At 70.2% G+C, this 13080-nt stretch carries 12 protein-coding genes; 6 read left to right on the top strand and 6 right to left on the bottom strand.

Annotated elements, in window-relative coordinates:
- Positions 1–29 precede the first annotated feature (29 nt).
- Positions 30–791 carry a hypothetical protein gene (locus OIC96_RS16310; RefSeq protein ID WP_406502064.1) on the top strand — a complete coding sequence of 254 codons (762 nt, stop codon included), beginning with the start codon at positions 30–32 and terminating at the stop codon, positions 789–791.
- A gap of 15 nt (positions 792–806) precedes the next feature.
- Here OIC96_RS16310 and OIC96_RS16305 read toward each other — a convergent pair whose 3' ends face one another.
- Positions 807–1352, bottom strand: coding sequence for a hypothetical protein (locus OIC96_RS16305; RefSeq protein WP_330307141.1), 546 nt, complete (start codon positions 1350–1352; stop codon positions 807–809).
- Positions 1353–1377: 25 nt separating this feature from the next.
- Positions 1378–2493, bottom strand: coding sequence for a magnesium and cobalt transport protein CorA (locus tag OIC96_RS16300; protein ID WP_327431533.1), 1116 nt, complete (start codon positions 2491–2493; stop codon positions 1378–1380).
- Positions 2494–3088: 595 nt separating this feature from the next.
- On the opposite strand from OIC96_RS16300, the gene OIC96_RS16295 reads away from it, so the two are divergent.
- Positions 3089–3673 carry a suppressor of fused domain protein gene (locus OIC96_RS16295; protein ID WP_330307142.1) on the top strand — a complete coding sequence of 195 codons (585 nt, stop codon included), beginning with the start codon at positions 3089–3091 and terminating at the stop codon, positions 3671–3673.
- Between the two features lie 29 nt (positions 3674–3702).
- On the opposite strand, the gene OIC96_RS16290 is transcribed toward OIC96_RS16295, so the two are convergent.
- A complete protein-coding gene (locus OIC96_RS16290; RefSeq protein ID WP_330307143.1) occupies positions 3703–5004 on the bottom strand; it encodes an MFS transporter in 1302 nt (433 codons plus the stop codon).
- A 162-nt stretch (positions 5005–5166) separates the two neighbouring features.
- On the opposite strand from OIC96_RS16290, the gene OIC96_RS16285 reads away from it, so the two are divergent.
- From OIC96_RS16285 to OIC96_RS16275, 3 genes are all read left to right on the top strand, one after another.
- The gene (locus OIC96_RS16285) at positions 5167–5808 is read left to right on the top strand and encodes a DUF6758 family protein (RefSeq protein ID WP_330307144.1); all 642 of its coding nucleotides are present in this window, start codon (positions 5167–5169) and stop codon (positions 5806–5808) included.
- 232 nt (positions 5809–6040) lie between these two features.
- Entirely contained in the window at positions 6041–6910 is an 870-nt protein-coding gene (locus tag OIC96_RS16280; protein WP_330307145.1) for a PHP domain-containing protein, read from the top strand.
- Positions 6911–7118: 208 nt separating this feature from the next.
- Positions 7119–7724: a MarC family protein gene (locus tag OIC96_RS16275; RefSeq protein WP_330307146.1), complete on the top strand. Its 606-nt coding sequence runs from the start codon at positions 7119–7121 to the stop codon at positions 7722–7724.
- A gap of 132 nt (positions 7725–7856) precedes the next feature.
- Here the strand turns inward: OIC96_RS16275 and OIC96_RS16270 are convergent, their stop codons facing one another.
- Positions 7857–8009 (bottom strand): hypothetical protein, encoded by a 153-nt coding sequence (locus OIC96_RS16270; protein ID WP_105968294.1) that lies wholly within the window; start codon positions 8007–8009, stop codon positions 7857–7859.
- 226 nt (positions 8010–8235) lie between these two features.
- Between OIC96_RS16270 and OIC96_RS16265 the strand changes: the two genes are divergently transcribed.
- Positions 8236–9132, top strand: coding sequence for an NYN domain-containing protein (locus OIC96_RS16265; RefSeq protein ID WP_330307147.1), 897 nt, complete (start codon positions 8236–8238; stop codon positions 9130–9132).
- A 41-nt stretch (positions 9133–9173) separates the two neighbouring features.
- Here OIC96_RS16265 and OIC96_RS16260 read toward each other — a convergent pair whose 3' ends face one another.
- Positions 9174–10043 (bottom strand): alpha/beta fold hydrolase, encoded by an 870-nt coding sequence (locus OIC96_RS16260; protein WP_330307148.1) that lies wholly within the window; start codon positions 10041–10043, stop codon positions 9174–9176.
- A 360-nt stretch (positions 10044–10403) separates the two neighbouring features.
- The gene (locus OIC96_RS16255; RefSeq protein WP_330307149.1) at positions 10404–12710 is read right to left on the bottom strand and encodes a DEAD/DEAH box helicase; all 2307 of its coding nucleotides are present in this window, start codon (positions 12708–12710) and stop codon (positions 10404–10406) included.
- Positions 12711–13080: the final 370 nt, after the last annotated feature.

Raw genomic sequence — 13080 nt, 5'->3', positions numbered from 1 at the left:
GGACCCCCACATGAAAGGCAGCCCCACCTGTGACTGCAATTCCCCAGGGCCGAACCCACAGGGCCGCACTGGTGAGCGCCATGTGCGCACTGGTCGTGACGGGAACGGGGCTGACGGGGTGCAGTAGTAGCGAGGATCCGGACGCGGGCACGAACGGGGTGGGGAAGCTGCCCGCCGCCACCATCCAGGCGAAGACGAAGAAGGCGGCCGAGGCCGCGGACACGGTACGGCTCTCCGGAACCGTCGTGACCAACGGGACCACGTACACCCTCGACATGCGCCTCAAAGCCGACGGCGGCTCCGGCTCGGTCACCTCGAAGGGGGCGACGTTCCGGCTGCTGCGGGTCGGCAAGCACCTTTTCCTGAAGGCCGACGCCGAGTTCTGGACGCACCAGGACGGCAAGAGCGACAGCAGCTCGGCGGACACCGCCGCCGCCAAGAAGCTGGAGGGCATGTACGTGAAGGTCCCGACCGGCGACCCCGCCTACAAGCGTTTCAGCGGCTTCACCGACAAGGACGTCCTCCTGGACGGCCTGCTGACCCTGCACGGCAGCCTCGCCACGGACGGCCATCACGCGCAGTCCGGCGTCCGCACCATCCGCATCACCGCCGGCAAGGGCTCTGGCGGCTCCCTCGACGTCTCCCTGAAGGGAACGCCGTACCCCCTCCTGCTGGTCCGCGCGGGCAACGCCGGAACCCTCCGGCTCACCGACTGGGGCAAGGACTTCGCCCTGGAGGAGCCCGGCAAGAAGGAGACGGTGGACTACGGCAAGCAGCTGCCCGCGTCCTAGACGGCCGTAGCCATCTCAGTGGCGCTTGCGCTTCTTCCTGAGGAGCAGGCGGGGCAGGGCCGCCGGGATCGGCTGCCGGGTCGTCGCCGGGGTCGGCAGCGGCGGCTCGGAGAGCGAACCGTCGGGCAGTTCGGCGATGGCGCCCGACGGCTCCAGGCGCAGCACCCGGCACTCACGGGCCCAGCGCTCGGGCATGGCCTCGCCGTCGGGGGCGTTCAGCCGCTTGCCCTTGAGCTCGGCGACGGCGGCCTCCCACTCCGGGGAGGCGGGGGTCAGCTCCACGACCTTCGCGGACCAGGAGACGAGACGCCCGCCCTTGTCCTTGCTGCGTACGGTGACGACCGCGCCGCCCCCGTCGACCAGACCGGGCAGCGGCTGTTCGCCGGGCCCGTCGCCGACCAGACAGGCCGCGCCGTCGTGCCACACGTGCCACAGGGCGCGCGAGGGCAGCTCCCGCCCCTGGGCCCCGGCCGCCGGTTCCCCGGCATCCCGTACCCAGATCAGCCCGGACTTCTTCGTGGCCTCCTCGACGAGGGCCTGGTCGAGCAGCTCTTCCGTCATACGGCCAAGACTATCCAGCCCGTGTTCACAGCCAGCCGTTGCGCTTGAGGATGCGGTGGATCGAGAGGCAGAGGCCGACCGTGATGCCCATGACGACCGGGTAGCCGTAGCGCGCGTGCAGCTCGGGCATGTACTTGAAGTTCATGCCGTAGACGCCACAGACCATCGTCGGTACGGCGATGATCGCGGCCCAGGACGTGATCTTGCGCATGTCCTCGTTCTGCGCGACGGAGGCCTGGGCGAGGTTGGCCTGGAGGATGGAGTTGAGCAGCTCGTCGAAGCCGAGGACCTGCTCCTGCACCCGGGCGAGGTGGTCGGCGACATCCCGGAAGTACTTCTGGATGTCGGGGTCGATCAGCCGCATCGGCCGCTCGCTCAGCAGCTGCATGGGGCGCAGCAGCGGCGACACCGCCCGCTTGAACTCCAGTACCTCACGCTTGAGTTGGTAGATCTGTCCGGCGTCGGTGCCGCGCGGCGTGCCCTTGCGGCCCGGCGAGAACACCTCGGTCTCGACCTCGTCGATGTCGTCCTGCACGGCGTCCGCGACCGCGATGTACCCGTCGACGACGTGGTCGGCGATCGCGTGCAGCACGGCGGAGGGGCCCTTGGCGAGCAGCTCCGGGTCGTCCTGGAGCCGGTGGCGCAGCGCCCGCAGCGAGCCCTGCCCGCCGTGCCGGACGGTGATGAAGAAGTCCCGTCCGGTGAAGCACATGACCTCGCCGGTCTCCACCACCTCGCTGGTGGCGGTCAGCTGGTCGTGCTCCACGTAGTGGATGGTCTTGAAGACGGTGAACAGGGAGTCGTCGTAGCGCTCCAGCTTGGGCCGCTGGTGGGCCTGGACGGCGTCCTCGACGGCCAGCGGGTGCAGCCCGAACTCCCGGGCGATACCGGCGAATTCGGCCTCGGTCGGCTCATGCAGGCCGATCCACACGAAGCCGCCGTCGCGGTGCACCTGACGCATCGCCTCGTGCGGCGTCAGCGGCTCGCGGGTCTCGACGCGGGCGCCGTCCCGGTAGACCGCGCAGTCGACCACGGCCGACGGGGTCCCGGGGTCACGGGTGGTGTCGTACGAGCCGCTGTCCTTGCTGCGCAGCGAGGGGCGGGGGCGGACCGCGGCACGCAGGTCACGGATCATCGACATGGCAGGCTCCTTCTCGCAACGGAGGCGGCCGGCGACGGTTGAAACTACCCGGAATGGGGACGTCCTGACTGCGGATGTTTGGTACGTCCACAAAGCGGGGAGCACCGCACCGTCGCGGTGGCAGCTTCGCTACTGATTCAGATCAGACAGATCAGGCGGAAACGAAGCGCTCTTCCGTGGTGCACCGGGACAACGCTGACACGTATGCACACGTTTGCGGGAGGCAGTAGCCAGCAAGACCCAAGAAGCGGAACCAGCTACAGAACTCAGCGACCGGAAGAGCGGGTGGTACTGCACGGTCGACTTCGGTCCATTGCAGCCCCACCTCCTCCGGTCGGTCCCCCGTGAGGGACGAGCCATCCCCCGAAGGGGAGTCCGTCTCCCTCCAAAGGGGAGCCAGATCAGTCTCAGTGCGTCGGAGCTTGAGAGCGACTCCCCCAGCGCCTTAAGGGCCTGGGTGGTGCCCCCATCTGCACGCTGCCCCGACCAGCGGCCAAGACTATCAGCGCACTGAAGCGTCAAGCCGCCGCTTTGCCCGTTGTTGACGCGGGGTCCGGTGCGCTCCTTGGGAATTGACGCGGCCTATGCTCGGCGCATGGCTGATGTTCTTCCTCTGGTCGAGGCCCGTTTGCGCTCCGCGCTGGGCGAACCCGACGCACGGGCCGCGGTCACCTTTCTCGGCACCGACCGCATCGAAGTGTTGCGCTTCACAGAGGGCGACATCGTCCGCTACGCGACGCTCGGTATGTCCGCCCAGCCGATGGCGGACCCCACGGTGGTCCTCGCCGACCCGGTGAAGGGACCGCGCGCCGAGCTGATCCTCTCGGTCCGCGCGGGCGTCGTCGACACCGACAAGGTGCTCAGGCCGCTCGCCGTGCTCGGCGCGTCCCCGCAGGTCGAGGGCCTGGTGGTGGCTTCGGGTGCCTCGCTGGACGTGGGCGAACCCCTGTGGCCCGGCGCGCCGTTCACCTCCGTCCTGGTCGCGGAGTCCGGCGGCCTGGTGGAGGACCTGGAGCTGGACGCCCCCGCCGATCCCGTACGTTTCCTGCCGCTGCTCCCGATGACGCCCAACGAGGCGGCGTGGAAACGCGTGCACGGCGCGAACGCCCTCCAGGAGCGCTGGCTGAACGGCGGAACGGACCTGCGCGATCCCTTGCGCAAGTCCGTTCCCCTGGACTGAGCCGGGCTCAGAACCCCGGCCGCAACCGGTCAGTTGGCGAACACGGCGACACTGTCCTCGGTGGCGTGCCGGGGCTGAAGCTCCTCGGCGATGGGGGTCCCCCCGCTCGAGCGAAGCCGAGAGTGGGGGAGAGCGAGCGCGTTCCGTCGTACGAAGACCACCACCGCACCGAGGACGGCCGTGACCGCCGCGACCACGAACGGGACGTGGATGTTGCTCCACTCCTCGATCTTCGGCGCGAAGTACGGCGCCGCCGCGGCCGCGAACCACCGCACGAAGTTGTAGCCGGCGCTCGCCACCGGACGCGGTGCGTCCGACACGCCCAGCGCCAGCTCGGTGTAGACCGTGTTGTTCACGCCGATGAACGCACCGGACAGGATCGTGCAGACGACGGCGGTGGTGTGGCTGCCGTACCCGAGCACGAGGACGTCGGCGGCGAGCAGCACCAGCGAGCCGCCGAGCACCTTGAGCGAGCCGAACCGCGCTTGCAGACGCGGGGCCACGAGCACCGAGAAGACCGCCAGGAGCACACCCCACGCGAAGAACACGGCACCCGACTTGTACGGGGTCATGTTCAGCACGAACGGGGTGAAGGCCAGCACGGTGAAGAACGTGTAGTTGTAGAAGAACGACGAGACGGCCGCCGAGGCGAGTCCGCCGTGGCCGAGCGCCCTGACCGGGTCGAGCAGGGACGTCTTCTTCGCGGGCCTCGGCTGCTCCTTCAGGAACGCCGTGATGCACAGGAAGCCGACCGCCATCAGGAACGCGGTGCCGAAGAACGGGTAGCGCCAGCTGGCGTCACCGAGCAGTGCGCCCAGCAGTGGCCCGCACGCCATGCCGAGGCCGAGCGCCGACTCGTACAGCAGGATCGCCGCGGCGCTGCCGCCGGCCGCCGCGCCGACGATGACCGCGAGGGCGGTCGAGACGAAGAGGGCGTTGCCGAGGCCCCAGCCGGCCCGGAAGCCGACGAGTTCGCCGACCGAGCCAGAGGTGCCCGCGAGCCCCGCGAAGACCACGACGAGCGCGAGGCCGAGCAGCAAAGTCTTCTTGCCGCCGATGCGGCTGGAGACGAAGCCGGTCACCAGCATCGCGACGGCGGTGATCAGGAAATACGAGGTGAAGAGCAGCGAGACCTGGCTCGGCGTGGCGTCCAGGCCCTTGGCGATGGACGGCAGGATCGGGTCGACGAGCCCGATGCCCATGAAGGCGACGACGGACGCGCCCGCGGTCGCCCAGACGGCCTTCGGCTGACGCAGGAGGCCGCCGGATCCGGCGTCGAACGGGTCGGCTTCGGTCGGCCCTCCTGTACTGGCTCCTGTGGTGGTGCGCATACGTGGTCCTCGCAGTCCTCGACGAGATCGTTGACGTATACACATAATAAGTTAGCTGACCTAATTAATGCAAGTACCATCTAGTTCTTCGGTGTGACAGGCACACGCCGGACGGGTGATCGTCCTTGACGCGGCGAAGGACGGGGAGGACCGTTGAGCCCTATGAGGGGCGAACCCAGTTGCCCGAAGTGTGGTGGCCGGGTCAGGGCTCCCGGCCTCTTTGCCGACTCCTGGCAGTGCGACGTGCACGGGACCGTGCATCCACTGCAGCCCGTGATCCCGCCCAGCGTCGAGGCCCTCGGTGTGGTCGTGCATCACGCCCGGGTGCCGGTGTGGATGCCGTGGCCGCTGCCGGTCGGCTGGCTGTTCACCGGTGCGACGTTCGCCGGTGACGACCGCAGCGGCGGGCGCGCGACCGCCGTCGCCTGCTCGGGTCCCGGCCCGCTCGGCGGCATAGGGGAGCTGATCCTCGTCGCCGAGGAGCTCGGCGTCGGCCTCGGCGCGCGGTACGCGGGCCTCGACGGGCCCGACCCCGGCCCGTACATGAGTGTCGAGAAGCCGCCCCAGGCGAAGGTCCTCGCGGCCGGCCGGCCGACCCCGCTCTGGCATGTCGCCGGTACCCCCGACGACCGTGCCGTCTTCGCGGGCGAGGCGCTCGGGCTGTGGCTGTGGGCGGTCGTGTGGCCCGAGCAGTCCGGGCTGCTGATGTACGACGAGCTGGTGCTGACGGATCTGCGGGACGCGGGGGCGGAGGTGGATCTGCTGCCGTGCGGGGCGTTGTCGCCGCGGATTCTTGAGCCGTAGCGCTCCGCTGGGTTGGGCGGTGTCGGCGTTGGGGTGCCTGGGGGCGGTGGGCGTGCGCGGGTTGTTGTGGGCTGGGCGCGCAGTTCCCCGCGCCCCTTGCGGGGGCGCTCACAGGGAGCTCGTAGAGAGTTCGTAGGGGGCGCTTGGGTCTTTCGGGTGTGACAGGGAAGGGCGGAATTCCCGTTATCCTTGGGTGTCCCCTTCCGTTCCGTCACCGCCTGGAGTCCGCGTAGTGCGCATCGATCTGCACGCCCACTCCACCGCTTCCGACGGTACGGACACCCCGGCCGAGCTGGTGCGGAACGCTGCCGCCGCCGGTCTGGACGTCGTCGCGCTGACCGACCACGACACCACCCGCGGATACGCCGAGGCGATCGACGCGCTGCCCGAGGGGCTCACCCTCGTCACCGGCGCCGAGCTCTCCTGCCGTATCGACGGCATCAGCATGCACATGCTGGCCTACCTGTTCGACCCCGACGAGCCCACGCTGCTCGCCGAGCGCGAGCTGGTACGGGACGACCGTGTGCCGCGCGCCCGGGGCATGATCGCCAAGCTCCGGGAACTCGGCGTGCCGATCACCTGGGAGCAGGTGGCGCGTATCGCGGGCGACGGATCCGTGGGGCGGCCGCATGTCGCGTCCGCGCTGGTCGAGCTGGGCGTCGTGGACAGCGTCTCCGACGCGTTCACCGAGGAGTGGCTGGCCGACGGCGGCCGCGCCTATGTCCCCAAGCACGAGACCGACCCGTTCGAGGCCATCCGGCTGATCAAGGGCGCGGGCGGCGTCGCCGTCTTCGCGCACCCGGCCGCCGCCAAGCGGGGCCAGACCGTGCCGGAGTCCGTGATAGCGGAGCTGTTTGCCGCCGGGCTCGACGGCATCGAGGTCGACCACATGGACCACGAGCCGGCCACCCGGGCGCGGCTGCGCGGACTCGCGGCCGACCTGGGGCTGCTCACCACGGGATCCTCCGACTACCACGGCAGCCGCAAGACGTGCGTGCTCGGGGAGTACACGACCGACCCCGAGGTGTACGGGGAGATCACCCGGCGGGCCACCGGGGCGTTCCCGGTTCCGGGCGCCGGCGGAGCCCCGCGCGCCCAGTAGCCGGTACCCCGTACCGCTACCGCGTACTTACTTCTGCCGCGCACGTCCCGGATCCGGGACGTGCCCTTCGTTCCGCCGCGTTCCGCCATGCTCCACCCTGGTCCGCGGCTTCTCCCGCGTTCTGCCGCGTCCGGTCCCGCCGCGCGCGCCGACCGCCTGCCCACAGCGGTAACCACCGCTTTCACCACCCTCCGCAAGGCCATTCACCGTGTTCGACGTCGCCGTCTTCGGCTCCCTGTTCCTCACCCTTTTCGTCATCATGGATCCCCCCGGGATCACCCCGATCTTCCTCGCCCTCACCGCCGGACGCCCCGCCAAGGTGCAGAAGCGGATGGCCTTCCAGGCCGTCTGCGTGGCGGGTGGCGTGATCGTCGTCTTCGGACTGCTCGGGCACCAGATCCTGAACTACCTGCATGTCTCCGTGCCCGCGCTGATGATCGCGGGCGGGCTGCTGCTCCTGCTGATCGCCCTCGACCTGCTGACCGGCAAGACGGACGAGCCGAAGCAGACCAAGGACGTCAACGTCGCCCTCGTGCCGCTGGGCATGCCGCTGCTCGCGGGTCCGGGCGCGATCGTGTCCGTGATCCTGGCGGTGCAGAAGGCCGACACGGTCGCCACCCAGGTGTCGGTGTGGACCGCGATCCTCGCCATCCATGTCGTGCTGTGGGTGGTCATGCGCTACTCGCTGCTGATCATCCGCGTCATCAAGGACGGTGGCGTCGTGCTGGTGACCCGCCTCGCGGGCATGATGCTCTCTGCGATCGCCGTGCAGCAGATCATCAACGGGGTCACGCAGGTGATCCAGAGCAGCTGACCGCCCCCTTGCACACACGCAGAGCCCCGCACGGCATCCGTAGCCGTGCGGGGCTCTGAAGTGTGAATCCGGAGTCGGACTCTGGAAGTCAGAGCCAGAGTCGGTCCGAAGTCTGCGTATAAGTCCGCGCTGTTATGAGGCGGACGAGTCGGCCGGGCGGATCCACAGTCGCTGCCCGATGGCGGCGGCCTGCTGAACGATCCGGTTGACGGAGGCGGCGTCTACGACAGTGCTGTCCACGGGCGTGCCGTCGACATCGTCGAGTCGCATGATTTCGAAGCGCATGGGCTTCTCCCTTCGTCTGGTCATCCTCCTGAGGAGAACTACTGGTGGTGGCCGCGCGAGGCGTCGGTGCCTGCGCTTCCATAGGTAGTCAACGGGGTGCGTGTTACAAACATTCCCTACGCTAAGGAAATTTTTCGAGAACCTAATTACCCACTGGTAAGCGATGTGGCGGAGACTGAACGGGGCCAGTTGTGTTCGCAGCGTGACCGCCGGGACAATGGAAGTGATGAACGACGACCTCGCGGCGCTCGGCGCCCGCATCGACCGCACGAACGAGCTGCTGCAGCGCATGCTCGCCGAGGTGGCGAAGACGCCCTCGACCCATGCGATCTTCGTCGACGCCGGATATCTGTACGCGGCGGCGGGGCGGCTGGTCGCCGGGACGGAGGACCGCCGCTCCTTCGACCTGGACACCGAAGGCCTCATCGAGGCGCTCATCGACCGGGCCCGCACGATCTTCGCGGACAGCCGGCTGCTGCGCGTCTACTGGTACGACGGCGCACGGCGCCGCATCCACACCGCGGAACAGCAGGCGATCGCCGAACTCCCCGACGTGAAGGTCCGGTTGGGCAACCTCAACGCCAACAACCAGCAAAAAGGCGTCGATTCACTCATCCGCTCCGACCTGGAGTCCCTCGCCCGGCACCGCGCCATCAGCGACGCCGCGCTGCTCGGCGGCGACGAGGACCTGGTGTCGGCGGTCGAGGCGGCGCAAGGGTACGGGGCGCGGGTCCACCTGTGGGGCATCGAGGCGCCCGAGGGCCGCAATCAGGCCGAGCCGCTGCTCTGGGAGGTCGACAGCCAGCGGACCTTCGACCTCGACTTCTTCAAGCCGTACGTGTCACGGCGGACTGGCCTCTCCTACGACGCGACGGCCGCGGCCCGGCCCACACGGGAGGACGTGCGCTTCGTGGGCGCACAGATCGCCGCGAAGTGGCTGGCCGCACGGGGGCGCGAATCGCTCGTGGAACTGCTGCCCGGGCACCCCTACCTCCCCGGCTCGGTCGACCAGGATCTGCTGGTCGAGGCCGAGGGGCTGCTCCAGTACTCCCTGCGGGGACAGGCGGATCTGCGCCGCGCGCTCCGGGACGGCTTCTGGGAGCACTTGCAGGCGCAGTACTAGCTGGTCGCTTGAGCTGCCTGGGCGCCTGATCGCCCGGTCGCCTAGCCGGCCACGCCGTCCCAGAAGTCGGCGAAGGCGCGGGCCGTCTCCAGCGGCTGATCCGTGTTGGGAGAGTGCTCGGCTCGCGCTACGAGCGTGCGCCGGGCCTCCAGCCGTACGGCCATCTCGTCCAGCAGGGTCACCGGCCAGGTGTCGTCGTGTTCGCCGGAGAGCACGTGCTTCGGCAGCGGGACGGCGGCCAGTTCGGCGACGCGGTCGGGTTCGGTGCACAACTGGCGGCCCGTGGCGATGAGCTGGGCGGGGCTGTTGCCCAGCCAGCGGCGCCGCAGGTCGGCGCGGTCGTCGAGCCCCGAGTCGAGCCCGCCGGTCTCGGTCTCCTCCGGCGTCTCCATCGCCTGGATCGCCTCCCACACCTCGGCCATGCTCATCACGGCGAGCGCGTCCCGCAGCAGCTTGACGCGCTGCTGCTGGGTGCTGGAGATCTGGGCGGGGCCCGAGGCCATCAGAGTGAGTGAGAGGAAGGGCGACGGGTCGATCAGCACGGCGGCGCGGGAGATCAGGCCGCCGAGGGAGTGCCCCACGAGGTGCACGGGCGTGCCGATGGCGGCGGCCTGTGCCAGCACGTCCCGCGCCAACTCGTCCTGCGCGTACGCCGCTTCGTCGTCCTTCGGCCCCTCGGTCTCGAACTGGCCGCGTCCGTCCACGGCCACCGTCCGATATCCCGCCGCCGCCAACGGTTCGTGCAGCGCGATGAAGTCCTCCTTGCTCCCGGTGAACCCCGGCAGCAACAACGCGGTGCCCTTCGGCGGTCCCTTCGGGTCCGCGTCCAGCACGGCGAACTCGCCACGGGCGGTCGACAGCCGATGAGCACGGACTCCGGCGGGCGGGACGAAGGTAGGGGGCCTACTCATGTCCCAGAGGCTATAGGGCGGAGCGTTTTCTCGCCCCCGCCGCCCCTACCCGTCCCATCCCGTTCCTGGGGGCTTCGCCCCCAGACCCCCAAGAGATTGCGCAGTTCCCCGCGCCCCTGAAAGACGGGGGTGGTTCGTCGTCTGCGGGTGGGTGGGGGCTGGGCGCGCAGTTCCCCGCGCCCCTGAACAACCGCCGGCCCGCCCCAGGTGCTTTTAAGGGGCGCGGGGAACTGCGCGACCAGCCCCCACCGGCCCGCAGCCAAAACACGACCGAACGGGGTCGAAGGGGCGGCGGGGGCGAAAACCAATGGCCCGGCCCCACGGAAAGTGGGACCGGGCCATCAGGGTCAGGCAGGGAGATCAGCTCTCCGCAGGCTCCGCGGCAGCCGCCACAGCCTTGCGGGTCCGGCGACGCACCGGCTTGGCCTCGGCCTCCTCGGCGACGGCCTGCGCCGGAATCTCCGGCTCGGCGGCGGCGACGGCCTTGCGGGTGGTCCGGCGCCGCACAGGCTTGGCTTCCGCGGCCTCAGCCTCGACGGCCTCGGCGGTGTCCACAGCGGCAACGGCGGCGGCCTTGGCCCGAGTGCGTCGCGGCTTGGCCGGAGCCTCAGCGGCCTCCTCAGCCACGTCGGCAACAGCCACCGCAGCCTTACGAGTACGCCGCGCCTTGACCGGAGCCTCAGCGACACCCTCGGCCGCGTCGACGACAGCCTCGGCGGCCTTGCGGGTGCGACGACGCACCGGCTTGACCTCGGCCTCCTCGGCGACGGCCTGCGCCGGAATCTCGGGCTCGGCGGCGACGGCGGCCTTGCGGGTCCGGCGTCGCACAGGCTTGGCTTCCGCGGCCTCAGCCTCGACGGCCTCGGCGGTGTCCACAGCGGCAACGGCGGCGGTCGTGGCCTTGGCCCGCGTACGACGCGGCTTGGCCTCCACCTCGGCCTCGACAGCCTCGACAGCCTCGACGACGGCCTCCGCTGCCTTACGGGTACGGCGACGCGGCTTGGCCGGAGCCTCAACCACGGCCTCGGCGGTCTCCACGGGGGCGGCAGCCACCGTCTCGACCGTCTCGACGACGGCCTCGGCAGCCTTGCGCGTCCGCCGACGGCGCGGCTTGGCGGGCTCGTCGGTGACACCCTCGGCCGTCGCCACGGAGGCCTCAGTGGCCTCGACCACCGGAGTCACCGCCGGCTCGACGACCGCCGCGCTCGCGACAGCGTCCGCCGCCCCGTTGCGCGTACGGCGACGACGCCGCGGCGTACGGGCCTCGACGGTCTCGTTGCCCTCGGCGGAGGCGGACTCGGTCGTCGCCTCCGGAGCCGGGGACCCGGACGTCTCGTCCATCGGCGCCCCGTTGCGCGTACGGCGGCGGCGACGCGGCGTACGCGCCGGGCGCTCACGCTCGCGCTCACGCTCGGCGGACGGCGCGGACGGCGCCGACGAACGGCCACCGCGACCACGCGGAGCGCCACGGCCACCGGTCTCGCCGAGGTCCTCGACCTCCTCGGCCGCGAGCCCGGCGCGGGTGCGCTCGGAACGCGGGAGGACGCCCTTGGTGCCGGCGGGAATGCTCAGCTCTTCGAAGAGGTGCGGGGACGTGGAGTACGTCTCCGGCGGGTCGTTGAAGTTGAGCTCCAGCGCCTTGTTGATGAGCTGCCAGCGCGGGATGTCGTCCCAGTCGACGAGGGTGATCGCGATGCCCTTGGCGCCCGCGCGGCCCGTACGGCCGATGCGGTGCAGGTACGTCTTCTCGTCCTCGGGGGACTGGTAGTTGATGACGTGGGTGACACCCTCGACGTCGATGCCGCGGGCGGCGACGTCGGTGCAGACGAGGACGTCGACCTTGCCGTTGCGGAAGGCGCGCAGCGCCTGCTCGCGGGCGCCCTGGCCGAGGTCGCCGTGGACCGCGCCGGAGGCGAAGCCGCGCTGCTGGAGCTGGTCGGCGAGGTCGGCGGCCGTGCGCTTGGTGCGGCAGAAGACCATGGCCAGGCCACGGCCGTCGGCCTGCAGTATGCGCGCGACCATCTCGGGCTTGTCCATGTTGTGCGCGCGGTAGACGAACTGCGCGGTGTTGGCGACCGTCACGCCCTCGTCGTCCGGCGCGGTGGCGCGGATGTGCGTGGGCTGCGACATGTAGCGGCGCGCGAGACCGATGACCGCGCCCGGCATGGTCGCCGAGAACAGCATCGTCTGACGGCGGGCCGGCAGCATGTTCATGATCTTCTCGACGTCGGGCAGGAAGCCCAGGTCGAGCATCTCGTCGGCCTCGTCGAGGACAAGTGCCTTGATGTGCTTGAGGTTGAGCTTCTTCTGGCCCGCGAGGTCCAGCAGTCGGCCCGGGGTGCCGACGATGACGTCGACGCCCTTCTTGAGGGCCTCGACCTGCGGCTCGTACGCCCGGCCGCCGTAAATGGCGAGAACGCGTACGTTGCGGACCTTGCCCGCGGTCAGCAGGTCGTTCGTCACCTGGGTGCACAGCTCGCGCGTCGGGACGACGACGAGGGCCTGCGGGGCGTCGGTGAGCTGCTCGGGCTGGGCCCGGCCCGCCTCGACGTCCGCGGGAACGGTGACGCGCTCAAGGAGCGGGAGGCCGAAGCCCAGCGTCTTGCCGGTGCCGGTCTTGGCCTGGCCGATGACGTCGGTGCCCGACAGGGCAACGGGGAGCGTCATCTCCTGGATGGGGAAGGGACTGATGATGCCGACGGCCTCAAGGGCCTCGGCCGTCTCGGGAAGGATGCCGAGATCGCGGAAAGTCGTAGTCAGGGTGCTGCCTCTTCTGTGTACGCGGTGCGAGGCGAGCGCGGGGGTCGTGTCGGGACCGTGCCGGGGGGACGTCGGCCGCTCTTGACCAGCGGGCCGGGTGGCATGGGACCACTGCCGACGCTCGAGCGCTCGTACCGCTGAGGGTCCCTCCGTATCGTCCGTACGCAATGTGCCGTATGGACGAGGAGGGCTGTCGGGTCGGAGCCGATCGGGCCACCGACCGGGCATCCTCATTCGTGCGGCCCGTCGAATACTCGCCGGGCGCATTACCACCATA

It is taken from the genome of Streptomyces sp. NBC_00775 (genome assembly GCF_036347135.1).
In the GTDB taxonomy this organism is placed as follows: Bacteria; Actinomycetota; Actinomycetes; order Streptomycetales; family Streptomycetaceae; genus Streptomyces; species Streptomyces lutosisoli.
This window is presented reverse-complemented; position numbering and strand designations above follow the sequence as displayed.